27 protein-coding genes and 1 riboswitch are annotated in these 25093 nt (G+C 71.0%); of the genes, 9 read left to right on the forward strand and 18 right to left on the reverse strand.

All coding sequences use genetic code 11. The features are described from left to right. Positions 1 to 18 precede the first annotated feature (18 nt). Positions 19 to 124: riboswitch (TPP riboswitch) on the forward strand. The 5 genes from ACFHVL_RS11400 (at position 121) to ACFHVL_RS11420 (ending at position 5355) form a co-directional block, all read left to right on the forward strand. Continuing rightward, positions 121 to 741 carry an ECF transporter S component gene (locus ACFHVL_RS11400; RefSeq protein WP_416627599.1) on the forward strand — a complete coding sequence of 207 codons (621 nt, stop codon included), beginning with the start codon at positions 121 to 123 and terminating at the stop codon, positions 739 to 741. (Overlaps the previous riboswitch by 4 nt.) After that, entirely contained in the window at positions 738 to 2156 is a 1419-nt protein-coding gene (locus tag ACFHVL_RS11405) for an ABC transporter ATP-binding protein (protein ID WP_416627600.1), read from the forward strand. Before ACFHVL_RS11400 ends, ACFHVL_RS11405 begins: the two co-directional genes overlap by 4 nt. Next, positions 2153 to 2965, forward strand: coding sequence for an energy-coupling factor transporter transmembrane component T family protein (locus tag ACFHVL_RS11410; RefSeq protein ID WP_416627601.1), 813 nt, complete (start codon positions 2153 to 2155; stop codon positions 2963 to 2965). Before ACFHVL_RS11405 ends, ACFHVL_RS11410 begins: the two co-directional genes overlap by 4 nt. Before the next feature lie 159 nt (positions 2966 to 3124). Then, complete coding sequence (locus ACFHVL_RS11415; protein WP_416627602.1) at positions 3125 to 4825, forward strand: PHP domain-containing protein; 1701 nt, start codon at positions 3125 to 3127, stop codon at positions 4823 to 4825. Between the two features lie 32 nt (positions 4826 to 4857). Next, on the forward strand, positions 4858 to 5355 hold the full coding sequence (locus ACFHVL_RS11420; RefSeq protein WP_416627603.1) for a hypothetical protein: 498 nt from the start codon (positions 4858 to 4860) through the stop codon (positions 5353 to 5355). Between the two features lie 234 nt (positions 5356 to 5589). On the opposite strand, the gene ACFHVL_RS11425 is transcribed toward ACFHVL_RS11420, so the two are convergent. The 8 genes from ACFHVL_RS11425 to recO form a co-directional block, all read right to left on the reverse strand. After that, positions 5590 to 5787 carry a hypothetical protein gene (locus tag ACFHVL_RS11425; protein ID WP_416627604.1) on the reverse strand — a complete coding sequence of 66 codons (198 nt, stop codon included), beginning with the start codon at positions 5785 to 5787 and terminating at the stop codon, positions 5590 to 5592. Between the two features lie 267 nt (positions 5788 to 6054). Then, positions 6055 to 6606 carry a class I SAM-dependent methyltransferase gene (locus tag ACFHVL_RS11430; RefSeq protein ID WP_416627605.1) on the reverse strand — a complete coding sequence of 184 codons (552 nt, stop codon included), beginning with the start codon at positions 6604 to 6606 and terminating at the stop codon, positions 6055 to 6057. Between the two features lie 61 nt (positions 6607 to 6667). Beyond that, positions 6668 to 7528, reverse strand: a complete 861-nt coding sequence (locus ACFHVL_RS11435; protein WP_416627606.1) for an ABC transporter ATP-binding protein — start codon at positions 7526 to 7528, stop codon at positions 6668 to 6670. Then, on the reverse strand, positions 7525 to 8520 hold the full coding sequence (locus ACFHVL_RS11440) for an ABC transporter substrate-binding protein (protein WP_416627607.1): 996 nt from the start codon (positions 8518 to 8520) through the stop codon (positions 7525 to 7527). Before ACFHVL_RS11440 ends, ACFHVL_RS11435 begins: the two co-directional genes overlap by 4 nt. 33 nt (positions 8521 to 8553) lie before the next feature. Next, complete coding sequence (locus ACFHVL_RS11445) at positions 8554 to 9642, reverse strand: FecCD family ABC transporter permease (RefSeq protein ID WP_416627608.1); 1089 nt, start codon at positions 9640 to 9642, stop codon at positions 8554 to 8556. A gap of 236 nt (positions 9643 to 9878) precedes the next feature. Beyond that, positions 9879 to 10106 carry a hypothetical protein gene (locus ACFHVL_RS11450; protein WP_416627609.1) on the reverse strand — a complete coding sequence of 76 codons (228 nt, stop codon included), beginning with the start codon at positions 10104 to 10106 and terminating at the stop codon, positions 9879 to 9881. A 345-nt stretch (positions 10107 to 10451) separates the two neighbouring features. After that, positions 10452 to 11258 (reverse strand): isoprenyl transferase, encoded by an 807-nt coding sequence (locus ACFHVL_RS11455; protein ID WP_416627610.1) that lies wholly within the window; start codon positions 11256 to 11258, stop codon positions 10452 to 10454. Positions 11259 to 11260: 2 nt separating this feature from the next. Then, positions 11261 to 12034 carry a DNA repair protein RecO gene (recO, locus tag ACFHVL_RS11460; protein ID WP_416627611.1) on the reverse strand — a complete coding sequence of 258 codons (774 nt, stop codon included), beginning with the start codon at positions 12032 to 12034 and terminating at the stop codon, positions 11261 to 11263. A gap of 187 nt (positions 12035 to 12221) precedes the next feature. Here recO and ACFHVL_RS11465 point away from each other — a divergent pair, with 187 nt between their 5' ends. Then, positions 12222 to 13004 (forward strand): DUF4097 family beta strand repeat-containing protein, encoded by a 783-nt coding sequence (locus ACFHVL_RS11465; protein WP_416627612.1) that lies wholly within the window; start codon positions 12222 to 12224, stop codon positions 13002 to 13004. A 62-nt stretch (positions 13005 to 13066) separates the two neighbouring features. Here the strand turns inward: ACFHVL_RS11465 and era are convergent, their stop codons facing one another. The 9 genes from era to hrcA all read right to left on the reverse strand — a co-directional run bounded on the left by era (position 13067) and on the right by hrcA (position 20866). Then, positions 13067 to 13966 (reverse strand): GTPase Era, encoded by a 900-nt coding sequence (gene era, locus ACFHVL_RS11470; protein ID WP_416627628.1) that lies wholly within the window; start codon positions 13964 to 13966, stop codon positions 13067 to 13069. 32 nt (positions 13967 to 13998) lie between these two features. Then, complete coding sequence (locus ACFHVL_RS11475; protein WP_416627613.1) at positions 13999 to 14382, reverse strand: cytidine deaminase; 384 nt, start codon at positions 14380 to 14382, stop codon at positions 13999 to 14001. Further along, entirely contained in the window at positions 14375 to 15775 is a 1401-nt protein-coding gene (locus ACFHVL_RS11480) for a hemolysin family protein (protein ID WP_416627629.1), read from the reverse strand. Before ACFHVL_RS11480 ends, ACFHVL_RS11475 begins: the two co-directional genes overlap by 8 nt. A gap of 11 nt (positions 15776 to 15786) precedes the next feature. Continuing rightward, entirely contained in the window at positions 15787 to 16254 is a 468-nt protein-coding gene (ybeY, locus tag ACFHVL_RS11485; protein ID WP_326552451.1) for an rRNA maturation RNase YbeY, read from the reverse strand. A gap of 17 nt (positions 16255 to 16271) precedes the next feature. Further along, entirely contained in the window at positions 16272 to 17333 is a 1062-nt protein-coding gene (locus tag ACFHVL_RS11490; RefSeq protein WP_416627614.1) for a PhoH family protein, read from the reverse strand. 136 nt (positions 17334 to 17469) lie between these two features. Continuing rightward, positions 17470 to 17820, reverse strand: a complete 351-nt coding sequence (locus tag ACFHVL_RS11495) for a histidine triad nucleotide-binding protein (RefSeq protein WP_416627615.1) — start codon at positions 17818 to 17820, stop codon at positions 17470 to 17472. 35 nt (positions 17821 to 17855) lie between these two features. Continuing rightward, positions 17856 to 18599, reverse strand: a complete 744-nt coding sequence (locus ACFHVL_RS11500) for a 16S rRNA (uracil(1498)-N(3))-methyltransferase (protein ID WP_416627616.1) — start codon at positions 18597 to 18599, stop codon at positions 17856 to 17858. A 43-nt stretch (positions 18600 to 18642) separates the two neighbouring features. Beyond that, positions 18643 to 19776, reverse strand: a complete 1134-nt coding sequence (gene dnaJ / locus ACFHVL_RS11505) for a molecular chaperone DnaJ (protein WP_416627617.1) — start codon at positions 19774 to 19776, stop codon at positions 18643 to 18645. 67 nt (positions 19777 to 19843) lie between these two features. Beyond that, positions 19844 to 20866: a heat-inducible transcriptional repressor HrcA gene (hrcA, locus tag ACFHVL_RS11510; RefSeq protein ID WP_416627618.1), complete on the reverse strand. Its 1023-nt coding sequence runs from the start codon at positions 20864 to 20866 to the stop codon at positions 19844 to 19846. Positions 20867 to 21196: 330 nt separating this feature from the next. Here hrcA and ACFHVL_RS11515 point away from each other — a divergent pair, with 330 nt between their 5' ends. Beyond that, positions 21197 to 21769 carry a DUF4870 domain-containing protein gene (locus ACFHVL_RS11515; protein ID WP_416627619.1) on the forward strand — a complete coding sequence of 191 codons (573 nt, stop codon included), beginning with the start codon at positions 21197 to 21199 and terminating at the stop codon, positions 21767 to 21769. Positions 21770 to 21840: 71 nt separating this feature from the next. On the opposite strand, the gene hemW is transcribed toward ACFHVL_RS11515, so the two are convergent. Then, a complete protein-coding gene (gene hemW / locus ACFHVL_RS11520; RefSeq protein WP_416627620.1) occupies positions 21841 to 23064 on the reverse strand; it encodes a radical SAM family heme chaperone HemW in 1224 nt (407 codons plus the stop codon). Between the two features lie 17 nt (positions 23065 to 23081). On the opposite strand from hemW, the gene ACFHVL_RS11525 reads away from it, so the two are divergent. Both ACFHVL_RS11525 and ACFHVL_RS11530 read left to right on the forward strand, forming a co-directional pair. After that, a complete protein-coding gene (locus tag ACFHVL_RS11525; RefSeq protein ID WP_416627621.1) occupies positions 23082 to 23909 on the forward strand; it encodes an enoyl-CoA hydratase-related protein in 828 nt (275 codons plus the stop codon). A 98-nt stretch (positions 23910 to 24007) separates the two neighbouring features. After that, positions 24008 to 24898, forward strand: a complete 891-nt coding sequence (locus ACFHVL_RS11530) for a hypothetical protein (RefSeq protein ID WP_416627622.1) — start codon at positions 24008 to 24010, stop codon at positions 24896 to 24898. Positions 24899 to 25093 lie beyond the last annotated feature (195 nt).

Genomic DNA, 25093 nt, shown 5'->3' on the forward strand with positions numbered 1-25093 from the left:
CGTCAGGCGAGACAACCTCATGTCCGACAGGGGAGCGCACCCAGCGCTGAGAGTGCGGGAAGACCCGCAGACCCTCGAACCTGATCTGGGTAATGCCAGCGCAGGGAGTTGGAGCGACGTATGACACAGCACCCAGCCACCGACCCGACCGCCCGGCCGCGCCCGGACCGGAGCTGGCGGACCGTCGACATCGTGGTCGCCTCGGTGATCGCGGTCGCCTTCGGGGTGATCTTCTGGGCCTGGGGCCTGGTCTGGTCCGCCACCGAGGCCGCTTTCACCTTCTTCCCACCCGCCCAGGCCATGCTGTACGGGGTGTGGCTGGTGCCGGCCGTGCTCGGCGCGCTGGTGATCCGCAAACCCGGCGCGGCGCTGTACTGCGAACTGGTCGCCGCGCTGGTCTCCGCGGCGTTGGGCAGCCAGTGGGGCGCGCTGGTGATCGTGCAGGGGCTGGCCCAGGGCGTCGGTGCCGAACTTGTGTTTCTCGCGGTGGCGTACCGCTCGTTTCGGATGCCGGTGGCGCTGGCCGCCGGCGCAGCCGCCGGCCTCGGCGCCGCGATCTTCGACCAGATCCGCTACTACGCACCGTACGACCTGGTCGGCTTCCGGATTCCGATCTTCATCGTCACCGTGGTCAGCGCCGTCGTGCTGGCCGGTGCCGGCAGCGTCGCGCTGACCCGGGCGTTGGCCCGAACCGGAGTACTCGACCGGTTCCCGGCCGGCCGCGACCGCACCCTGGTGTGAGCCGGCTGGAGCTGCGCGGGTTCGGTTGGCGCCACGCCGGCCGCCGGGCCTTCGCGGTGCGCGACGTCGACCTGCGGGTCGACGCCGGTGAACGGGTCCTGCTGCTCGGACCGTCCGGCGCGGGCAAGAGCACCCTGTTGGCGGCGGTGGCCGGGCTGCTGCCGGACGACTCCGGCGAGCAGGTCGGCACGGTCCGCGTCGACGGGCTCGACCCGCGCAAGGCCCGGGAACGGGTCGGCATCGTCTTCCAGGACCCGCAGACCCAGCTGGTGATGGCGCGCAGCGGCGACGACGTGGCCTTCGGGCTGGAGAACCGAGGGGTGCCGGCGGCCGAAATCTGGCACCGGGTCGACACCGCGCTGGATCTGGTCGGCTTCCGGTACGGCCGGCAGCGCTCCACCGCCGCACTCTCCGGCGGCGAGCAGCAGCGACTGGCGCTCGCCGGGGTGCTCGCGCTCCAGCCCGATCTGCTGCTGCTCGACGAACCGACCGCCAACCTCGACCCGGCCGGTGCCGTGCTGATCCGCGAGGCCCTCACCGGCGCGCTCGCAGTCGACGACCGCACCACGATGGTCATCGTGGAGCACCGGGTCGCGCAGGCGCTGCCGCTGGTCGACCGGGTGGTGGTGTTGTCGCCGGGCGGCGGGGTGCGCGCCGACGGCCCTCCGGGGCAGGTCTTCGACCGGTACGGCGCGCAACTGGCCGCCGAGGGCGTCTGGGTGCCGGACCAGCCACTGCCGGCACGCCGGGCCACGGCCACCGCCGGCGAGACGCTGCTGACCGCCGACCGGGTCGGGCTGGCACCACGGCTGGCCAAGCTGCCGGAGCCGGTGCCGGTGCGCGCCGGCGAGGCGCTGGCGGTACTCGGACCCAACGGCACCGGCAAGACCACCCTGGCGTTGCTGCTCGGTGGTCTGTTGGCGCCGGACACCGGGGCGGTGCGGGCCAGTCCCGCACTCACCGGTGGGCGGCTGGGTGCAGCGCCGCACCGGTGGCGGGCGGGCGAGTTGGTCCGGCGGATCGGTTCGGTGTTCCAGAATCCGGAGCACCAGTTCGTCACCGCCACCGTCGCCGACGAGTTGGCGCTCGGGCCACGCCGCTGCGGCATTGCGGAGCCGGCGGTCACCCGGGTGGTCGACGACCTCCTCGGGCGGCTGCGGCTGGACCGGTTGGCCCGGGCCAACCCGTACACCCTCTCCGGGGGTGAGGCCCGGCGACTCAGCGTGGCGACCGCCCTGGCGACCGCGCCACGGCTGCTGGTGCTCGACGAGCCGACCTTCGGTCAGGACCGCCGGACCTGGATCGAGCTGGTCGACCTGCTCACCGGGTTGCGGGCCGACGGACACGGCATCGTGGCGGTCACCCACGACGCCGATTTCGTCGACGCCTTCGCCGACCGACGGCTGACCCGGTGACCGGCGGCCCGCCCAGGGCCAGTGACGCCGCCACCTCCGGCGCTCCGCTGGCCCGGCGCAACCCGGTGGCGAAGCTCGCCGCCGCGTTGGTGCTGTCCGTGGTGCTGCTGGCCACCCTCGACCCGGTGGCGCCGGCTGTCGCGATCGCGGTCGAGTTCGCCGTCATCCCGCTGTTCGGCCTGCGCTACCGCACGGTGCTGCGCCGGATGCTGCCGCTGCTACTGAGCGCCGCCGGGGTGCTGATCACCCTGGTGATCTTCGCCGCCGCCCGGACCGGGACGGTGCTGCTGGCAGCCGGGCCGCTGCTGGTCACCACGGGCGTCCTGGTCACCGCGCTGGGGCTGGCGCTGCGGCTGCTGGCGGTGGCGCTGCCCGGGGTGCTGGTCTTCGCCACCACCGATCCGACGGATCTGGCCGATGCGTTGATCCAGAACGTCAAGGCACCGCCCAGGTTCGCGATCGGGGCACTGGCCGCGTTCCGGTTGGCACCGATGCTGGCCGCCGAGTGGCGGCTGATGGCGATGGCGCGGCGGGCCCGTGGCGTGGACGCGGGCCGGGACCCCGTCCGCCGGCTACAGCTGTTCGCCTCGACCGGTTTCGGCCTGCTGGTGCTGGCCATCCGCCGGGGCACCCGGCTCGCCACCGCGATGGACGCGCGCGGGTTCGACTCGGACACCCCGCGCAGCAGCGCCCGGCGGCAGCGGTTCGGGCCCGCCGACGCCGGTCTGGTCGTCGGTGCCGCCGGGGTCGGCGGGTTGTCGCTGGCGGTCGGCGTCGCCGCTGGGGTGCTCCACCCGCTGATCGGCTGAAGGTACGGAGAATTCGCAGATCACCGCCCGTGCGAAGCATGCACACATGGCCACACCTTCACATCACGTGCGCCGACCGGACGACGGCTGGTCGCCTGCCGTTTCCCCACCTCCACGAGATTGACCACGACAAAGTTGATCTGGAAGGCGGGAACACGGATGGGACACCACCACCACGACCACGAGCACACGTCGGCCGGTGCCGACGTCCCGGCGGCGCTCGACATGTCGGTGCCGACCGCCGAACTCGCCCCGACCGAGGCGTCCCGGCGTGCCTTCCTGCGCGGCGCCGGGCTGCTCGGTGCCGGCGCGGCCGCGTCGGTGCTGGCCGGCGGGCACGCCGCGCACGCGGCACCGGCTGGCGACAGCGCCGCCGCAGCCGGCGGCCAGGCCAACGACGGCGAGTTCGTCTGGCTGGCCGGCGACCACCACATCCACACCCAGTACAGCTCCGACGCCATGTACCGGGTGGCCGACCAGGCCAGGCACGCCCGCGCGTACGGCCTGGACTGGATCGTCATCACCGACCACGGCGGCGACACCCACGCCCGGATCGGGGTGGAGAAGGTCAACCCGGACATCGTCGCGACCCGCCGGGAGATCAAGGACCTGCTGATCTACCAGGGTCTGGAGTGGAACATCCCCTCCGCCGAGCACGGCACCGTCTTCGTTCAGCCCGGTGAGAACGAGGTCGCCGTACTCAAGCAGTTCGAGACCGACTACGACGGCTCGGTGAACGGCACCAGCGGCCCGAGCCCGGCCAACGAGGCGCTCGCCGTCGCCGGCATCAAGTTCCTCGCCGAAGAGGTCCGTAACCGTCGGATCGGTGGTGCGCTGTTCCTGGCCAACCACCCGTCCCGGCGGGGCGTCGACTCGCCGCACGAGATCCGGGCCTGGCGCGACGCCGATCCGACGGTGGCCGTCGGTATGGAAGGCGCGCCCGGGCACCAGGCTTCCAGCCTGCCCGCCCCGAACGGCCCCGGTCGCGGTCGCGGCTACTACGAGGGCAGCCCGTCGGCGGCGTCGTTCCCCGGCTACCCGCTGGAAAGCTACCGCACCTGGGGCGGCTTCGACTGGATGACCGCCACCGTCGGCGGGCTGTGGGACAGCCTGCTCGCCGAGGGCAAGCCGTGGTGGATCAGCGCCAACTCCGACTCGCACGTCAACTACCTCGGTACCTCGATGCGCGGGCCGAACAGCGACTTCAACGCCAACGGCCGGTACGACGACCCGGTGTACGGTCCGCTGATCACCACCGCCGGTGACTTCTGGCCGGGCCAGTACAGCCGCACCCACGTCGGCGCGCAGTCGTTCGGCTACCGGGCCGTGATGGACGCGATCCGGGCCGGCCGGGTCTGGGTGGACCACGGTGGTCTGATCGGCGGCCTGGACATGCGGGTCCGCCGGCAGGGCGACCAGCGCCCCGGCGCCGGCGCCACCCTCGGCGGCACGCTGAAGGTCAAGAGTGGTACGTCGGTCGTGGTGACCCTAAACATCGACCTGGCCACCATGCCGAACTGGGCGCAGTTCGTGCCGCAGTTGGCCCGGGTGGACCTGATCGTCAGCGACGTGACCGGGCCGGTCACCGACCCGGACAACTTCACCGCGCCGACCACCCGGGTCGCCGCCTCGTTCGAGGTGCAGCCGGGCCGCAAGCGGGTGTCGTTCAGCTACCCGCTGGGCCGGGTGGACCGGCCGATGTATGTCCGGGTCCGTGGCACCGACGGCAAGCGCGGCGCGCCCGGTCTGATGGGCGCGGCCGTCGACCCGGCCGGCCCGGCGATGGACGTGCTCGGTGACGCCGACCCGTGGCTGGACCTGTGGTTCTACGGCAACCCGATCTGGGTCCTGCCGTCCTGACCGCCACCGCCACCGCCATGATGATTACTGGAGTGAGCCTGGGGCATGCCGACGACGCCGCCGCCGAACACTGGCTGCACGACGTCGTCGGCGTGGCCGACCTGCCCAACCTCGTCGCCTGCACCCATCTGGTGCGGACGCCGAGGCCACACGTGGCGATCAGCCTGGCCGCCCCCGACGGGCTGCCCGACCTGCCTGCCACCCCGGCCGATCTAATCCCGGCGGCGGAGCTCGCCGCTGCCGAGCACCGGGCCGGCCGGTCCGGGCGGGCAGTCCGCTACCCCGGGGTCGACCGTCTGGTCGGCACACTCACCGTCGCGGAGCTACTCGAGTTCAGCGCGATCGAGCGGGTCATCATGCTCGGCGGAGTCGACCCGGAGCCGGAGACGCCGGTGCAGACCCGGGACTTCGTCCGGCCGCAGTGGATCAACCGAGTCCTCACGTTGATCGCCACTCCGGTCGGGTCAGGGCGGCGGATCGGGCCGTTCGAACTGCCCGACCCGACCCCCTGCTGCGCCGACAAGCACTGACCGTACGCCTTACCTATCCAGCCTCACCTATCCGGAGTCGCGAGGTGACGCTGACGCACCTTAAAACGCGAAAATAGGGTGTGTCAGCGTCACCTCGCGGGCGGTGGGGTTGTGGTCAGCTCGCCGCACCGAGGGCACCAGCGGCTCTTGACTCGGAATGAGAACAACCCGGCGAGGAACCGAGTACCGCCACGCTCGTCAACGCGCAGATATCCATGATCCTCTTTGACTTCTCTACGAGTGGGGATGGTTGACGCCGTTGAATGGCTGCCGGCGCTGCACCACACCGAAGCGGGTCAGGGCACTCTTGTAGACGCCGATCGCGGCCATCCGCCCGTCCCGCCCGGCCGAGGTGATCGTGGCGAGGATGCCGACCACCGGGGAATCGGCGTCGTCCGGGCCGTAGCGGATGTCGAAGACGCGGACCGCCATCCGGCTCCGGCGCCGCCGACATCGCCGCGTTCGCATAAGGCGCAACGGCCGCGAGTAGTGGTGCTGATCTCGGCAGAGGATCCTGAGTCGCTGGAGGCAACCGTCGAGCTGCTTCCATCTGGAACGGGCCGGATGAGGGGACGGACTCCGCTGACCCGTCACCCCTAGCGAGCCGCGACCGTCATCGACGACCGGTGACGATGTACTGCAGTTTGAGCTCGTGGTCGGGTGCCACGCCGAACCGTTGATTGAGTTCGTAGATCGAGGTCAGCGGTACGCCGTGACATCACGCAGACCGGCCCACTCCAGCACCGCCACGGTCTGGTCGATGGACTTCACGGTGGCCAGCGGCAGCGCCGACCGGACCGCATTGTCGTAGTGGTCGGCGAAGTTCTCCGAGGCGTTGTCCAGCCCGTCTGGGAACCAGGTGCTGTCGACCACGGCGACGGTGCCGCCGGGGCGGAGCAGGCGTACCCAGTTGGCCACGGCGACCTGCGGCTCCCGCAGCGTCCACATCAGGTAGCGGCTGGTCACCGCGTCGAAGCTGGCCGCCGGGAAGTCCGGGGACACGGCGTCGCCATACGCGATGACCGGGCCGTTGGGCATCGCGGCGGCGTGGTGGCGGGCCCGCTGCAGCATTCCCTCGGACAGGTCGATGCCGGTGACCCGGGAGCCGAGGCCGGCCAGCACGATGGCCGCCTGTCCGGTGCCGGTGCCGGTGCCGACGTCGAGCACGTCCAGCGGAGCCGGCGGCAGTGCCGTCGCCCAGACCTGTGACCAGGCCTGCTGGTCGGCGGCGAAGCGCCCGGGGCGCTGCACGTCCGCGACGTAGCCGGGGCCCGGCCGGTCCAGTACGCGTTGATCCGATCCTGTACGGCCGTCATGCCGCAGTCCTTTCCTGGGTGACCTCGTGTGGGCGGAACAGCAGGTGAATGGCACCGTCGAGGTCCAGCCGCCGGATGCCGATCCCGTAGACCGGTTCGAGCACCGCCGGGTCGAGCACCTCATCCGTGCTGCCGGCGGCCGCTACCTGGCCCTCGCCGAGCAGCACCAGGTCGTCGCAGTAGCGGGCGGCCAGGTTCAGGTCGTGCAGTACGACGATGGAGCAGGTGCCGAGATCCCGTACCAGCTGCAGGACCTCGTGCTGGTAGCGGATGTCCAGATGGTTGGTCGGCTCGTCGAGCAGCAGATGGGTGGCCTGCTGGGCGAGAGCGCGGGCGATCAGCACCCGTTGGCGTTCGCCGCCGGACAGCCCGGCGAACGCGCGGGCACCCAGGTGGGCGGCACCGACCCGGGCCAGGCAGCGGGCCACGATCTCGTGGTCGGCCCGGCTGGTGCGCTGGAACGTCGACAGGTGCGGGCCCCGGCCCAGCAGCACCAGCTCGGCCACGGTCAACGCGGTGTCGGTGCCGCCGGCCTCCTGCACCACCACGGCCAGCCGGCGGGCGACCTCCCGCGACGGCAGACCGGTCAGCTCGTCCCCGTCCACCACGACCCGCCCGGCCCCACCGCTCCGACCAGGACCGCTACTGCGCCCGGCACCGCTACTGCGCCCGGCACCGCTACTGCGCCCGGCACCGCCGCTGCGCAGGGCGCCGTGGAGCAGGCGCAGCAGAGTCGTCTTACCGCTGCCGTTCGGGCCGATCAATCCGAGGACCCGACCGGGCCGGGCGGTCACGCTGACCCCGTCGATCACCGGGTTGGCGCCGTAGCGCCAGGAGACCTCGGTCGCGGTGATCACGACTCGGCCTGGAAGTGCCGCACGATCCGTTCGAGTCCGTCGACGGATAGCGGTGTCGGCGGCTCGGTGAAGTTGAACAGCTGGGTCAGCACGTCGCCGTTGCGTACGGCGGCCAGGTTCTCCGCCCCGGGCAGCCCGGTCAGGCCCTGTTCGACGGCGACCGGGTCGCCGTCGCTGTACAGCAGGATCAGCACCTCGGGGTCGCGGCCGAGCAGTTCCTCCACGGTGACTTCGAAGACCCGTTCCGGTACGTCGTCGAAGACGTTGCGGAACCCGGCCGCCTCCAACTGCGGGTGCGCCATGCTGGCGGTGCCGTACGCGTAGGTGACGCCGCCGCCGACGGTCGGGTACAGCACTGCCGCCGTACGGCCGGTGCCCGCCCCGGCCTGGGCCCGCACCTGCGCCATCCGCTCTTCAAGCGCGGTGACCGCCGCTGCCGCCTCGTCGGCCCGATCGAACACCTCGCCGTAGGTCCGCAGCTGGGCGTAGATGTCGTCGAAGGTCGGCACCGTCGTGCTTCCCGGGCACATCGCCGGCTCCTCGAGCAGCGGGATGTCCACCGCCGACAGCGTGTCCCGGGAGAGGTTGTCCACCTCGCCGAGCACCAGGTCCGGCTGTTGGCTGATCACCACTTCCTTGGAGATCTGCAGGTGACCGCTGGTGTCGGTTTTGTCGGTCAGCAACGCGATCCGGTCCAGCTCGGCGAGGGTCGCCTCGTCGTAGTACTCCGCCGGGTACTGCCCGGCCCGGGCGGTGACCCGGTCCAGCACGCCGAGCGCGTGCAGGTACGGCACGGCCGCGCTCTTGAGCAGCACGACCCGCTGCGGCGCGGCCTCGAAGGTGACGTCGACGCCGCAGTTGGTGATGGTCAGCGGATAGCCCTGCCCCGCCGCCGCGGCCGCCCCGTCGTCGGTGCCGCCGCCACCGCAGCTGGCGGTGAGCAGCATCGCGGCGGACACCGCCACGGCGATGGCGGTACGCAATGGCTTCATCGTCGCTCCCTTGACAGATCGGACGGATCGGGGTCAGGCGGAGTTGGAGTGCAGGCGACGGATCAGGACCAGCAGGAACGGCGCACCGAGCAGCGCGGTGATGATGCCGATCGGAATCTCCTGCGGTGCCAGCAGGACCCGGGCGACCACGTCGGCCCAGACCAGCAGGATCGCTCCCAGCAACGCGGCCACCGGCACCACCCGTACGTGCGGTGCGCCGACGATCCGTCGGGCCAGATGCGGGACGACGAGGCCGACGAATCCGATGCTGCCGGCGGCGGAGACCAGCACACCGACGCTGAGCGAGACGATCACCAGCAGGCGCAGCCGGAACCGGTCGGGTGACACACCGATGGTCTGTGCGGTCTCGTCGCCGATCGCCAGCACGTCGAGGCGCCGCCCGACGATCGTCAGGTAGCCGATCATGCCGATCAGCACCACCGCGGCGACTGCCAGCAGGGCGTTCCAGCGGGCCAGCCCGAGCGAGCCGAGCAGCCAGAACATCACCGATCGGGCGCCTTCGGCGGAGCCGGAGGCGAAGATCAGGAAGCTGGTGGTGGCGTAGAGCGTGTAGCCGACCGCGACGCCGGACAACAGCAGTCTGATCGAGGTGACCCGGCCGCCGCTGCGTGCGATCAGGAAGACCAGCAGCGACGCCGCGAGCGCACCGAGGAAGGCGCTGGTGGACAGGGCGTACTGACCAAAGCCGGCACCGGCGCCGAACAGGATGGCCGCGGCCGCGCCGCTGGAGGCGCCGGAGTTGATTCCGAGCAGGTACGGGTCGGCCAGCACGTTGCGGACCATGGCCTGCAACGCCACCCCGCACACGGCGAGTCCGGCACCGACGAGCATGCCGAGCAACACCCGGGGCAGTCGGACCTGCCAGACGATGGCCTGCTCGGGAACCGTCCAACTGACCTGGGCGGGCACCCCGACGAGGTGGTGGCCGATGATCCGGGCCACGGTCGTCGGCGCGATCCCGATCGCCCCGGACCCGACCGCCACCACCCCGGTCACGATCAGCCCGACGGTCAGCGCCAGCAACCAGATCCCGGTCCGGCGCCGCTGCGCACAGAGGCCGAGCAGGTCGCTCCGACCTGCCAGCAGGGTGGCCGCCACCATCACACCCACCCCGATCCGCTACTCGATTGCTCTTGCCAAACTATGGCAAGAAGCTAGCAGCAAGATCAGCGGATCCGGAAGGCGGTGCGGCACTGTTCACCTCGACGAGGCTCAACGTCGCCGGCTGTTCGCACGCGATCCGGTGGCGGCTCAACCGTGATCCGGTGGCGGCTCAACCGTGATCCGGTGGCGGGATCACCATCCCGCCACCGGATCGGCTCCCCGGACGCAGCCGCTCAGCTGCGCCGGAACTGGTAGTTACGGCCCCCACCAACCCGTTGATCGCGGCCGCCCGCCCGGCCCCGGCGGGATCCACCCGACTGCGGGCCAGTGCTGGGTGCCGACCTGACCGGGCGGGGCGCAGCGGCGGGCAACTCGACGTCGGGCAGCGTGAATTCGGGCACGGCGAGGTCAGGCACGGTGAAGCCGGCTTCCTTCGCATCTTGTTCTGATCGTTCGGGCATCCGGAACCTCCTGGCTGCGGGACCACCACGCAAGCCGTGGCGGTGGCGGGAGAGCGGTGGAGGCGGGCGCCGGTTGCGTACCTACGGGTTCCGTTGCAGCGCAACGGTCCGGCGGTGTGCGGTGACGCCCGCGGTGCAGATTCCGGCCGGCGCGCAGAGGCGCGCGGCACGGATCGACGGCAACCCCACTGCGGGAGTCGCGGCACCGGAGAAATGGCGTCATCAGCGCATGACAGCCAGGCTAGCGCCCAGGCTCACCGTACGCACCCGATTAACCGGGCTCGCCGTACGCACAGATCTTGAACCGCCGACGTCCGGCAAACCGTCGGCTCGCACCGGGTCCGGTCAGGTCTGCGGGGCGACCGGGTTGGGCAGCGCGCCGCCGAACCGGCGGTCCCGCTGTGCGTACAGCTCACAGGCGTACCACAGGTGTCGCCGGTCGAAGTCTGGCCAGAGCGTGTCCAGGAAGACCAGCTCCGCGTAGGCCGACTGCCAGAGCATGAAGTTCGAGGTCCGCTGCTCGCCGGAGGGCCGCAGGAACAGATCCACCTCGGGCACCTCGGGATGGTAGAGGTACCGGGCGAGCACCTTCTCGTTGATCCGATCCGGATCCACCTTGCCGGCCGCCACCTCCCTGGCGATCGCCGCCGCCGCGTCGGCGATCTCCGCCTGGCCGCCGTAGTTGACGCAGAACTGAAGGGTGAGCGTGCTGTTGTGCCGCGACATCTCCTCGGCGGTCTGCAGTTCGGAGATCACGCTCTTCCAGAGCCGGCCGGCACGGCCGGACCACACCACCCGTACCCCGAGGTCGACCAGCTGGTCGCGACGACGGCGGATGACGTCCCGGTTGAAGCCCATCAGGAACCGGACCTCCTCCGGTGAACGCCGCCAGTTCTCGGTGGAGAACGCGTAGGCGGTCAGATACGGGATGCCCAGCTCGATCGCGCCCTCGATGGTGTCGAACAGTGAGGACTCACCCTGCTCGTGACCCTTGGTCCGCGGCAGCCCCCGGTCCTTGGCCCAGCGGCCGTTGCCGTCCATGACGATCGCCACGTGCCGGGGCAGCACCTGCTTGGGCAACGTCGGCGGGCGGGCACCGGACGGATGTGGCGTTGGTGCCACCGGCGGGCGCAGGCCCCTGCCCTTGGTCATGATCAGTCTCCTGGGGAACGGCGGTCGACCAGCGGCAGCGAGCGTAGCGCGCGCTCCAGGTGCCACTGCAGGTGCGCCGCCACAAGCCCGCTGCACTCCCGGCGGACGGCCGGCTCCGAGCCGTCCGCGACCCGCCAGTCGCCGCCGGCCAGGGCGGCCATCAGGTCGATGGTGGCCGGCGCCGGATGGGCCGCGCCGGGCGGTCGGCAGTCCGGGCAGACACAACCCCCGGCCGGTACGGAGAACGCCCGGTGCCGGCCCCGGGTGCCGCACACCGCGCAGTCGGTCAACGCCGGGGCCCAGCCGGCGAACGCCATGCCGCGCAGCAGGTAGGCGTCGAGCACCAGCGTGCTGGCGTGCTCCCCGTCGGCCAACGCGCGCAACGCCCCGAGGGTGAGCTGGAAGAGCTGCAGGGACGGTTCCCGCTCCATCGGGGTGAGCCGCTCGGCGGTCTCGGCGATCGCGCTGGCCGCCGTGTAGCGCGGGTAGTCGGTGAGGAACCGCTTGCCGTACAGGTGCAGTCCTTCGACCTGGCTGACCGTGTGCAGCGAACTACCCGGGCCGTCCGGGTTGCCGGCGAGCTGCAGGTCGACGTGGCCGAACGGCTCCAGCCGGGCACCGAAGCGCGACGTGGTCCGGCGTACGCCGCGGGCAACCGCCCGCATCCGGCCGTGTCGACGGGTCAGCAGGGTGATGATCCGGTCGGACTCGCCCAGTTTCTGCACACGCAGCACCACCGCGTCGTCGCGGTAGAGCTGGCGGCGGTAACCGGGCATCGGGCCATTGTCCCGCGTGCCCCGACCCGGCGGTACGGCGACCCGGCGACGCTGCCCGTCCGGCGACGCTGCCGGCCCCTGCCGGACCCGGCGACCCGACCCTGACCCGATCTCAGGGTCGTGATCGGGGACCGCTCGGTGAAGGCGCCGGATGTGCGACCCGGCCGACGCCCGTAGCGTCGGACACATGGCACTCCCCCGTACGGCTGTCACGCTGCTCGCCGCGGCTGCACTACTCGCCGGTTCTGCCGGCTGCGGCCCGATCGGTGAACACCGGCTCGACTTCCGACACACCGAGACCGCCCCGATCACCGAGATCAACATCGTCTCGCCCGGCAGCGGTGACCTGCTGGTGCGTACCCGGCCGGCGGAGACTGTCGAGATCCACCGGACGGTGCGTTACCGACGCGACGAACCGGGCACCACCTACCGGGTCGTCGGCACGGTGCTGGAGTTGAAGATCGACTGCGGGTGGCGATGCAGCGTGTCGTACGACATCGATGCCCCACCGGGGGTGTCGGTACGCGGCGAGAACGGCTCCGGACAAGTGGCGCTGTTCGACGTGGCGTCGGTGTCGATGAAGGTAGGTTCCGGCGGCGTCACCGTCGACGGCGCCGACGGTGCGGTGACCGCGCAGACCGGTTCCGGCGGCATCACGGTGGCCAGGGCTGCCGGGCCGGTCACGCTGACCACCGGTTCCGGCTCCGTCGAGGGACGCGAGTTGGGCGGCCAGGGTGTCGCGGCGACGGCCGGATCGGGCAGCGTGACACTGTCGCTGGACAGCGCAGGTCCAGTCCAGGCACAGGCCGGCAGCGGCTCGGTCCACATCGCCGTCCCGTCCGGCAGCTACCAGGTGCGGACCCGGACCGGTTCCGGCCACTCCGACGTACAGCTACCGCACGACGCCGACGGCGAACACCTGATCGACGCCGAAACCGGCAGCGGAAGCATCACCATCGCTCAACGGTGACGCCACCGGGTCGGGCAGCTCCGAGCGTCGTCGGCTGCGCGCCCGTGCCCGGCTGTCCTGTCTCAGAATCCCAGTTTGCGCAGTTGCCGGGGGTCGCGCTGCCAGTCCTTGGCCACCCGCACGTGCAGATCCAGGTAGACCCGACTGTCCAGCAGCTGCTCGATCTCCCGCCTCGACCGGGTACCGACGTCGCGCAGCCGGCTCCCGCCCGCACCGATCACGATCGCCTTCTGGCTCGACCGTTCGACGTAGATGTCGGCGTAGATCCGGATCAGCGAGTCCTCCTGCACCATCTCCTCGACGATCACCGCGATCGAGTGCGGCAGCTCGTCCCGGACCCCTTCCAGGGCGGCTTCCCGGATCAGCTCACCGATCAGCACCTGCTCGGGCTCGTCGGTGAGCATGTCGTCCGGGTAGAGCCGGGGTGATTCCGGCAGGTACTTGGCGATCACGTCGACCAGCGTCTCCACCTGGTGGCCGGTGGCCGCGCTGACCGGCACCACCTCCGTGAAGTCGCCCAACTCGCTGACCGCCAGCAACTGCTCGGCCAGGCGGCCCCGGTCGACCAGGTCGGTCTTGGTCACCACGGCCAGCACGGTCGCCTTGAGGTCGGCGATCTCGGCGGTGATGAACCGGTCACCACGGCCGATCGCCTCGTCGGCGGGAATGCACAGGCCGATCACGTCGACCTCGCTCCAGGTCTGCCGGACCAGGTCGTTGAGGCGTTCACCGAGCAACGTCCGGGGGCGGTGCAGCCCCGGCGTGTCGACCAGCACGACCTGCGACCGCGGGCGGTGCAGCACGCCACGGATCACGTGCCGGGTGGTCTGCGGCTTGCTGGAGGTGATCGCGATCTTCTGACCGATGATCGCGTTCGTCAGCGTGGACTTGCCGGCGTTGGGCCGCCCGACGAAGCAGGCGAAGCCGGCCCGGAACCCCGGCTGGGTGCCGTCGACGGGCATCAACCCTCGCGACGGCGACGACCTACGGGAACTCACTGGCGCACCGTGCCGAGCAGCGTGCCGTCCGGGGCGGCGACGTGCACCGGCGCGTCGACCGCCAGGTCGCGTACCACCGCGTGGCCGGCGCCGTCCAGGGTGGATGCCTCGGTGACCACGGCGGCCGCCTCCAGCCGGGTCGCACCGGACGCGACCGCCGACGCCACCGCCAACTGCAGCGCGGTCAGGGTCAGCGACGGCAGCGTGACGTTCGCGCCCGCGTAGGTCCGGCCGTCCTGGTCGCGCACGGCGGCGCCCTCCACCGCGCTGATCCGGGCCCGCGCTCCTCGCGCGAGCACCACCAGCTTGGCGTCCTCGGCGCTGAGCGGTGCCGTGGGATCCGCCCCGGCGGAAGCGGAAGCGGTCGGCGACTCAGGCATCGGCGTGCTGCCTTTCCTTTGATGTGTCGTTTCCGGCGGACCGGCGGTCGTCCTGGTCGGGGTGGCCGTGGCCGGTCGGCTCCGCCGGCCGGACACCGACCGGGGTGACCAGCACGGTGTCCACCCGGTTTCGCCGGCCGGTGGTGCCCTCGGCGATCAGTTGCAGACCAGCGACGGTGACCTCAGCCCCCGGGATCGGGACCCGCCCGAGCAGGTGTGCCATCAGCCCGCCGACCGTTTCGACCTCGTCGTCGGACACTTCGACGTCGAACAGCTCGCCGAGGTCCTCGACCGGCAGCCGGGCGGTCACCCGTACCCGGCCGTCGTCGAGCCGCTCGACCGGTGGCCGCTCGACATCGTACTCGTCGGTGATCTCGCCGACGATCTCCTCGAGGATGTCCTCGATGGTGACCAGACCACCGGTGCCGCCGTACTCGTCGACGACCACCACCAGATGGGTACGGGCGGCCTGCATCTCGGAGAGCAGGTCGTCCACCGGCTTCGACTCCGGCACGAAGGTCGCCGGACGCATCACGTCGGCCACGGGCGTGTCGTCGCCCCACGACCCCGCCGCCTGCGCGAGGCGGACGACGTCCTTGAGGTAGATGATCCCGACCACGTCGTCGACGTTCTCGCCGATCACCGGAATCCGGGAGAAACCCGACCGGATGAACAGCGCCAGGGCCTGCCGTGACGTCTTGTGGCGCTCGATCCACACCATCTCGGTACGCGGCACCATCACCTCCCGGGCGATGGTGTCACCGAGCGCGAAGACCGAATGGATCATCTGCCGCTCGCCGTGCTCGACCACGCCACGTTGCTCAGCCAGGTCGACGAGCTCACGGAGCTCGATCTGGGTGGCGAACGGGCCTTCCCGGAAGCCCTTGCCGGGGGTGACCGCGTTGCCGATCAGAATCAGCAGGGACGCCAACGGGTTCAACGCCCGGCCGAGGCCACGGACCAGCGGCGCGGTCGCCCGGGCCACCACGAACGCGTGTTGCCGTCCGACCGTCCGTGGGCCGACGCCGACCACCACGAAGCTCACCACCGTCATCGCACCGGCGGTCACCAGGGCGGCCGTCCAGCCGGCGCCGAAGGTGTCGACGGCGACCAACGCAACCAGGGTGGTGGCGGTCAACTCGCAGAGCAGGCGGAGCAGGAGCAACAGGTTCAGATGCCGTACGGCGTCCGCGGCCACCGACTGCAACGCGCGGGCGCTGCGGCTGCCGTCGCGGGCCATCTCGACGGCCCGGGCCGGCGAGACGACGACCAGCGCCGCCTCGGTCATGGCGATGATCCCGGCCAGCACCACGAGTGCGGCCGCGATGAACAACAACTGCAGGTCCGGCAGCCCCGCCGCGCCGCCGAGGGCGGCCAACGGGGTGCCGGACATATGGCCGGGGTTCACTTGGCCCGGGCTTCCTTCCAGCTGTAGAGCAGGCGAGCCTGCAGTTCGAACATCTCACGTTCCTCGTCCGGCTCGGCATGGTCATAGCCGAGCAGGTGCAGCACCCCGTGCACGGTGAGCAGATGCAACTCGTCGGCGGCCGCGTGCCCGGCGGTGGCGGCCTGCTTGGCGGCCACCTCCGGGCAGAGGACGATGTCGCCCAGCAGCCCCGGCTCCCCCGCGCTGGCCTCACCCGGGCCGTGATCGACGCTGCCTTCGTCCATCGGGAAGGCGAGCACGTCGGTCGGGCCGTCGCCACCCATCCACCGGTGGTTGAGCTCCGCCATGTAGTCCTGGTCGACGAGGAGCACCGACAGCTCAGCGAGCGGGTTGACGCCCATCTCGTCCAGCGCGTGACGGGCGACGGCGAGCACCGCGTCGGTGTCGACGTCGACTCCGGACTCGTTGGCGATCTCGATGGACACGTGTCTCTCCTGAGGCTCTATCGGCGCCGGTTGGCCCGGCCACCGCCGTGGGCGGTCCGGCCCTGGACCGCGTGGACGCCCTGATTCTGCTGTGCCTCACGGTCGGCGTCCCAGCGGGCGTACGCGTCGACGATGTCGCTGACCAGTCGGTGCCGCACCACGTCGGTGCTGGACAGTTGGGCGAAGTGCACGTCGTCCAGGCCGGTGAGGATGTCCCGCACCGTCCGCAGCCCACTGGTGGTGCCGCCGGGCAGGTCGACCTGGGTGATGTCACCGGTGACAACGATCCGGGAGTTGAAGCCGAGCCGGGTCAGGAACATCTTCATCTGCTCGGCGGTGGTGTTCTGCGCCTCGTCGAGAATGATGAAGGCGTCGTTGAGCGTGCGCCCACGCATGTACGCCAACGGCGCGACCTCGATGGTGCCGGCTGCCATCAGTTTCGGGATGGAGTCGGGGTCGAGCATGTCGTGCAGCGCGTCGTAGAGCGGTCGCAGGTACGGATCGATCTTCTCGAACAGCGTGCCGGGAAGGAAGCCGAGCCGCTCGCCGGCCTCGACCGCCGGCCTGGTCAGGATGATCCGGTTGACCTGCTTGGCCTGCAGCGCCTGCACCGCCTTGGCCATTGCGAGATAGGTCTTGCCGGTGCCGGCGGGACCGATACCGAAGACGATGGTGTGCGCGTCGATCGCGTCCACGTACCGCTTCTGGCCCAGGGTCTTGGGCCGGATCGTCCGGCCCCGACGGGAAAGGATGTTGAGGGTCAGCACGTCGGCTGGGCGTTCGGTGCCACCCTGTGCCAGCATGCCGACGGTACGGCGGACCGCGTCGGTCGTCAGGGTCTCGCCCTTGGCGATCAACTCGAGTAGCTCGCCGAAGAGGCGCTCGGCCACCGCGTTGTCCGAGGGGACGCCCGTGATGGTGATCTCGTTGCCGCGCACGTGCACGTCGCTGGTGACGGACTGCTCGACCAACCGCAGGATCTCGTCGCCTGCGCCAAGCAGGTTGACCATGATCTGCGGGTCCGGAACGGTGATCCTGGTCTGCACCCGGGCCTGCCCGGGCGGTGGAGTGCCGGTCATGGGTCGGCCTGACGGCCTTTCGCACCTGCTTCCATCTCAGCGCCACGACCGGGATGGCCGCGACGAGCGGATTGCACCCATCGTATCTGGTCAACGCTGGACGCACCGGCTCCATTTCCGCCGCCGGCGGGGAGCGTCAGTGGGACAGCATCGGACCGAGTGGCGCGCCGCCGAGCACGTGGGCGTGCACGTGGAAGACTTCCTGACCGGCGTACCGGCCGGTGTTGAAGATCAGTCGGAATCCGTCCGCCGCGAGCCCTTCGGCCCGCGCCACCGCAGCTGCGGTGACCAGCACCTCCCCGGCCGCCGCCGGGTCCGCCGCTGCCAGCGCCGCGACGTCGGTGTGGTGGGCTTTCGGGATGACCAGCACATGGGTCGGTGCCTGCGGGTGGAGATCCCGGAAGGCGACGGTGTGTCGGCTCTCGTGCACCAGGGTGGTCGGCAGTTCGCCGGCGGCGATCCGGCAGAAGACACAGTTGTCACTCACGTCATGGATGGTATCGGCCAGTCGGTGCGAGACGGCTACCAGCGGCCCAGACGTGCGCAGAGCACCGCGAGCGCGGCTACCCCCGCCGTGGAGGTCCGCAGCACCTGCTCGCCGAGTCGGACCACCCGGGCGCCGGCGGCGGTGAACGCGGCCAGCTCCGAGTCGTCGATGCCGCCTTCCGGGCCCACCACGAGCAGCACCGATCCGGTCTCCGGCAGTTCGGCCCCGGCCAGCCGCTGCTCCGCCGACTCGTGCAGTACGAAGGCCGCAGTCGCGGCGGACAGTCGGGCGGCCACCGCCGCGGTCGACTCGGCGGGTGTCTGGTCCGATCCGCCGATCGCCGGCAGCCACGCCCGGCGGGCCTGCTTGGCCGCCTCGCGGGCGGTGCTCACCCAACGCTGCCGCGACCGGACGCCACGGTCGTCGCGCCAACGGGTCACCGATCTGATCGCCGCCCACGGCACGATCTCGTCCACGCCGACCTCGGTCATCGCCTGCACCGCCAGCTCGCCCCGGTCGCCCTTGGCGACGCCCTGGACGACGACCAGCCGGGGGTCGGCGGCGGCCGTGAAGTCGATGTGGACGATCCGGAGATCGAGGCTGTGCCGGCCGGCCTGCGCCACGACGGCGTGTGCGATGCCGCCGCACCCGTCGGCGAGCAGCACCGACTCGCCCGCCCGCAGACGGGTGACGGTCGCGGCGTGCCGTCCCTCCGGCCCGTCGAGGGTGTAGGTCGGGCCGGCCGGCAACCGCTCGACGACGAACAACGGCGCGCTCACGTCTGGTCAGATCCCGCGTCGGTCGGCACTCGGCCGCCCTGGGTCAGCCGTGTCCGTTGAACGCGTCACGCATCCGGGAGAAGAAGCCGCCCTGCTTGGACAGCTCGGCGACCTCCTCCCCGCGCGCCTTGGCGAACTCGCGCAGGGTGCGCTCCTGCTCGTCGCTGAGCTTGGTCGGGGTACGCACGTCCAGGTGCACGTACAGGTCACCGCGGCCGGTGCCGCGCAGGTGCGGTACGCCACGGCCGCGCAGCCGCAGCGTGGCACCGGGCTGGGTGCCCGGCTTGACGTCGACCGGCTCGTCGCTGTCCAGCGTGCGGATGGTCAGCCGGGTGCCCAGGGCCGCCGCAGTCATCGGCACGGTGACCCGGCAGTGCAGGTCGTCGCCCTTGCGGGAGTAGACGTCGTGTGGCCGCTCGTGGATCTCGACGTACAGATCCCCGGCGGTGCCACCGCCCGGGCCGACCTCGCCCTGCTGGGCCAGCCGGATCCGCATGCCGTCCTCGACCCCGGCGGGGATCTTGACGGTCAGCGACCGGCGGGTACGGACCCGGCCGTCGCCAGCGCAGGTCGCACAGGGATGCGGGATGACCGTGCCGTAACCCTGGCACGCGACGCAGGGCCGGGACGAGACGACCTGGCCGAGGAAGGTCCGCTGGACCGACTGGACCTCGCCTCGGCCGCCACACGCCTCGCAGGTCGCCAAATGGGTTCCGGCGCTGGTGCCGGCGCCGGTGCAGGTGGTGCAGATGACCGCTGTGTCGACGGTGATCGGCGCCTCGACGCCGAACGCGGTCTCGGTCAGGTCGAGTTCGAGGCGCAGGATGGCGTCGGCGCCCGGCCGGGTACGCGAACGGGGCCCGCGCGATCCAGCGGCGGCCCCGAAGAAGGCGTCCATGATGTCCTGAAAGCCGACGAATGGTCCGGCTCCGCCGGGACCACCGCCCGGACCGCCGCCCGGCGCGAGCGGGTCGCCGCCGAGGTCGACGATCTGCCGCTTCTGGTCGTCGGAGAGCACCTCGTACGCGGCGTTGATGTCCTTGAACTTGTCGGCTGCCGCCGGGTCCGGATTGACGTCCGGGTGGTACTGCCGGGCCAGCTTGCGATAGGCCCGCTTGATGTCGTCAGCCGAGGCGTCCCGGCTCACGCCGAGAATCCCGTAATAGTCCTTGGCCACTGCGTCTGGTGTCCTCATGTGTCAGTCTCGCATGTGCAGTTCGCCGGGTCGTTTCCCTGATCGCCGGTCAGTTCTGCGCCAGCAGATCGCCGACGTAGCGTGCCACGGCGCGGACCGTGGCGATCGTGCCGGGGTAGTCCATCCGGGTCGGGCCGAGTACTCCAAGGCCCCCGACGATGGTCACCCCTGGTCCGTAACCGGTACTGACCACGGAGGCGGCCCGTAGGTTGTCAATCTCGTTTTCGTCACCGATGCGCACCCGAAGCGTGCTCGGCTCGACCTCACCGATCAGCTTGAGCAGGATGACCTCCTCCTCCAGTGCCTCCAGTATCGGACGCAGGGAGCCCTGGAAGTCGAGCAGTCCCCCTCTGGTCAGGTTAGCCGTCCCCGCCAGCGCGATGCGCTCCTCATGTCGCTCGACCAGCGTCTCCAACAGCACCGTCGACAGCGTGGTCATCGCCGGTCGCAGGGCCGGCGGCGCCTCCTCGACCAGTGCCTGGACCAGCGGCGGGGTGTCGGACAACCGACACCCGTCGAGCTTCTCGTTCGCCAGCCGGCGCAGGTCCGTCACGTCCTCCGGGCTGATCGGCCCCGGCAACTCGACGAGCCGCTGCTCCACCCGGCCGGTGTCGACGATCAGGACCAGCATCAGCCGGGTCGTCGAGATGGGCACCAGCTCCAGATGACGTACGGACGACCGGGACAGGCTCGGATACTGCACGACGGCCACCTGCCGGGTCAGTTGGGCCAGCAGCCGCACCGTGCGGTGTACCACGTCGTCCAGGTCGACCGCCCCGGCCAGAAACCGCTCGATCGCCCGGCGCTCGGCGGGGCTCAGCGCCTTGACCCGGGAGAGCCGGTCGACGAACAGTCGGTACCCACGGTCGGTCGGCACCCGACCCGCACTGGTGTGCGGCTGGCGGATGTAGCCCTCGTCCTCCAGCACAGCCATATCATTACGGACGGTAGCCGACGAGACGCCGAGTTGGTGCCGCTCGACGAGGGCTTTGCTGCCCACCGGCTCCTGGGTCGCGACGTAGTCCTCGACAATTGCCCGGAGTACGTCGAGCTTGCGGTCGTCGAGACCCATCTCACCCCCTCCGATGTCGGCAGCCAGCTGACCGATGTCGGTCGACCGCCGTGGTCGACCGCTCGGGTCGAGGTCGACGACGGGCCGACCCGGGTGCTGGCACTCGTCGATTGTGAGTGCCAGCATACGTCCCCGACGGCGAGGTTGCGACGATCGGTTCCGCCCATGGAGGCCGCGAATGCCACTATTGCTCGCAAACCAGTGGCGCGGAATCCAGCCGGCTGGCGTTGACCCCAGCCCGGCTGGGCAGCGAAGATCAGCTACCCGGCCGGTAAAATCGTCGGCGGGGCTAGCTGGCACGGGTTGATCCGTCCCCCTACCGTGACGGGCATGACTGAACCACCTCGCCCACCAGGAGACAGCGGCTTCGGCGGCACACCGTCGGACCCCACCTCTCCGCCCCCACCTCCAGCGTCCTACTCGATGCCGGGCGAGGCCTCCTCTCCCGGATACAACCCGCCGCCCGGTGGCGGGAGTTACCCACCGCCCGGCGGCTATCCACCGCCCGGGGGTTACCCCCCAGGCGGTCCGGCGTACGGAGGTCCACCCGCACCCGGCTACGCCAACAACGACGAGAAGACCTGGTCGCTGCTCGCCCACTTCGGTGGCGCGGTCGGCGCGTTCATCAGCTTCGGGCCACTCGGCTTCGTCGGCCCGCTGATCGCCTACCTGGCCAAGGGCCAGCAGTCGCCGGCGGTTCGGGCGCACGCGCTGGCCGCGCTGAACTTCCAGATCCTCTGGTCGGGCATCGCCTTCGTGATGCTGTTCGTCAGCTGGTGCCTGCTCTTCATCCCCAGCCTCGTCGTCTTCGCGATCCAGATCATCTTCGGCGTCATCGCAGGTGTGAAGGCCAACGAGGGCCAGCTGTACAAGTACCCGATGTCGGCGAACTTCATCAAGTGACACTGATGCCCCGGGTCCCGTCGGGACCCGGGGCATCCCGGCCGAACGGCAGATCAGGCCCCGGCAGCAGGTCAGGCAAGCAGATCCCGCACGACCGCGTCGGCCAGCAGCCGGCCGCGCAACGTCAGCACCGCACGCCCGGCGTCGAGCGCCGCGGCATCGAGCAGCCCGTCGAGGCCCGCCCGCCCGGCGGCGGCCCGACCTCCGGCGGCCAGCCGGGTCAGCGGCAGCCCGCTGGACAGCCGCAGCCGCAGCATCACGTCCTCGACCAACTGTTCGGCGTCGGTGAGCAACTCCCTGCCATGGCCCGGCGACCGCCCGGCCGCCAGCCGCCGCGCGTACTCCGTCGGGTGCTTCACGTTCCACCAGCGGACCCCGCCGACGTGGCTGTGCGCACCGGGCCCGAGCCCCCACCAGTCGCCGCCGGTCCAGTAGAGCAGGTTGTGCCGGCATCGGGCGGCCTCCGACGCCGCCCAGTTGGAGACCTCGTACCAGCCGAATCCGCCAGCGGTGAGGACCGCCTCGGCGGCAAGGTAACGGTCGGCCGCCTCGTCGTCGTCCGGGTAGGGCAGCTCACCCCGGCGCATCCGCGCCGCCAGGCGGGTGCTGTCCTCCACGATCAGCGAGTACGCGCTGACGTGATCCGCCCCGGCTGCCAGTACCGCGTCCAGCGAGGCGGCGAAGTCGTCGGCGGACTCCCCCGGCGTACCGTAGATCAGGTCGAGGTTGACGTGCGCGAAGCCGGCGTCGCGCGCCTCCCACGCGGCCGCGACGGCCCGGCCCGGTGCGTGCCGGCGGTCCAACACCGCGAGTACGCCCGAAGCCGTCGACTGCATCCCGAGCGAGATCCTGGTGTAACCGGCCCGCCGCAGGGCCTGCAGCGACGTCGGGTCGACCGACTCCGGATTCGCCTCGGTGGTGACCTCGGCGTCCGGGGCCAGTCCCCAGGTCGCGTCGATCGCGGCGAGGAGTCGGGCCAGGTCGTCGGCGGGCAGCAGGCTCGGTGTCCCGCCGCCGACGAAGACGGTGTCCACCCGCCGTGGCGGCCGGTCGGTCAGGACCTTGGCGGCGAGGTCGAGCTCGGCCAACACCGCTTCCACGTACTGCCCGGTCGGCGCGCTGCCCCCGAGTTCCGCTGGCGTGTAGGTGTTGAAATCGCAGTATCCGCAGCGTGCCGCGCAGAACGGCACGTGCAGGTACACCCCGAAGCCGTGCCGACCGACGGCGGCGAGGGCGGACGGCGGCAACGCTCCGTCCACAGGTACCGGCGCACCGGCGGGTAGTGCTCCAGGCATGCGGCTAGTGTGCCCGCATGGATGAGCCACAAGCCACCAGGTCCACACCCGCCGACGATCATCTCCTCGGTGCCGCGCCGCTGATTCACACCGCCACCGCCGGCGGGATCGCCACCTTGACCCTGGACAGCCCGGGCAACCGCAACGCGCTGTCCACCCCGTTGATGACGCAGCTGCTCGACGGACTGGCCGCCGCGGTGGCGGATCCAGCTGTACGGGTGGTGGTGCTGACCCACACCGGGCCGGTCTTCTGCTCCGGCGCCGACCTCGCGGAGACCGCCGCGGCGTACGCGTCACGACAGGTGCCGGTCCGCCTGCTCGGTGACGTGCTGGCGGCGGTCTGGGACTGCCCGAAGCCGGTCGTCGCCCGGGTCGGCGGCCCGGCCCGGGCAGGCGGCCTGGGTCTGATCGCCGCCGCCGACATCGCGATCTGCGACGCGGCGGCGACATTCGCGTTCACCGAGGTCCGCCTAGGTGTGGTGCCCGCGGTGATCTCCGCCACCGTGCTCCGCAGACTGCAGCCCCGGGCCGCCGCCCGGCTGTACCTCACCGGGGAGTTGTTCGACGGGGCGCTGGCGGAGCGGTTCGGGCTGGTCACCGCGGCGGTCGCCGCCGACAAGTTGGATCCGACCGTGGCCGAGATGTGCGCGGCGCTGGTGCGGGGCGCACCGGGCGCTCTCGCCGGCGCCAAGCAGCTGATTCGCCGGGTGCCGGCCGATGACCTCCGGACCGAGGTCGGGGAACTCCGTGAGCTCTCGACCGGCTACTTCCTGTCGGCGGAGGGCCGGGAAGGTGTTCTGGCCTTCCGGGAGAAGCGCGATCCAGCGTGGGTACCCGTGCCCTGAGTGGGGGTGTCCGGACTGGCCGGGGCAACGGGACGGCCGTGGCTGGACGGCACATCTGTCTCTGGTGTACCAAAGGTCCCAGTAGCTTGGCGGGGAGGGTGATGGTGCGGGCTCGGACGTTGCTGGGGTTGGTCGCCGTGCTGGCGGCGCTCGCCCTACTCGGTGGGGTTGGCCTCGGGCGGTGGATCGGCGACTTCTCGCTGCCAGGGGCATCGCGGGGGTGCACGGTCGAGTTGCCGCAGAGCATGCCCGGTGCCGGTGCCGACCAGTTGCGGCGGGTGTCGCTGGACCCGGAGCAGATGGCGAACGCCGCGACGATCGCGGCCATCGGGACCCAGCGTGGGCTGCCACCGCGTGCGGTGGTGGTGGCGTTGGCCACCGGATTCCAGGAATCCAAGTTGCGCAACCTCGCCGGCGGTGACCGGGACTCGGTCGGGTTGTTCCAGCAGCGACCCAGCCAGGGCTGGGGCACAGCGGAGGAGATCCAGGACACCCGGTACGCCACCAACGCGTTCTACGCCGGGCTGGAGCGGGTCGACGGCTGGCAGGACATGCGGGTCACCGACGCGGCGCAAGCGGTCCAGCGGTCGGCATTCCCCGAGGCGTACGAGAAGTGGTCCGACGAGTCACAGGTGCTGACCGCAGCGCTGCTCGGCGAAGCGACGGGGGCGGTCGCCTGCACAGTGAGCCGTGATCCGGTACTGCGCGGCGCGGAGGCGATGACCGCGCTGACCGATGGCATGCGACTGGACTGGGGCAATCTCGAGACCCTGTTCCTGGCGCTTGAGTCGCCCGCGCTCGGTGTGCCGGTCGCCGATGCCCAGGCCGGCTGGCGATACGCACACTGGCTCGTTTCGCACGCTACCGAGCACGGCATAAAACGGGTGAGCTTCGCCGATCAGGAATGGACTGCCGAAGGCGGCAGTTGGTCGTCGATTTCCGGCAAGGACCACGAGACCGGGCAAGTGACCGCCGAGGTGTTCGCGTAACACCACAAGCGGGATGGCCCGACCTTGAATATGTCGACAAGCGAATCCGGCCCGCCTGGTGAACTCCGCTACGCAAGGAACGCGGGCTGCTCGACCGCAGTGTCCCTGGTTGCGCGGACGGCAGTGAGCCTTTCCGGGTAAGGCTCTGATCACCGGGCGCGGTGTCCGGAACGGTCAAGATGTGTGGGAATCGCC

The sequence above is a fragment of the Micromonospora sp. LOL_023 genome (genome assembly GCF_048060115.1).
Classification (GTDB): domain Bacteria; phylum Actinomycetota; class Actinomycetes; order Mycobacteriales; family Micromonosporaceae; genus Micromonospora_E.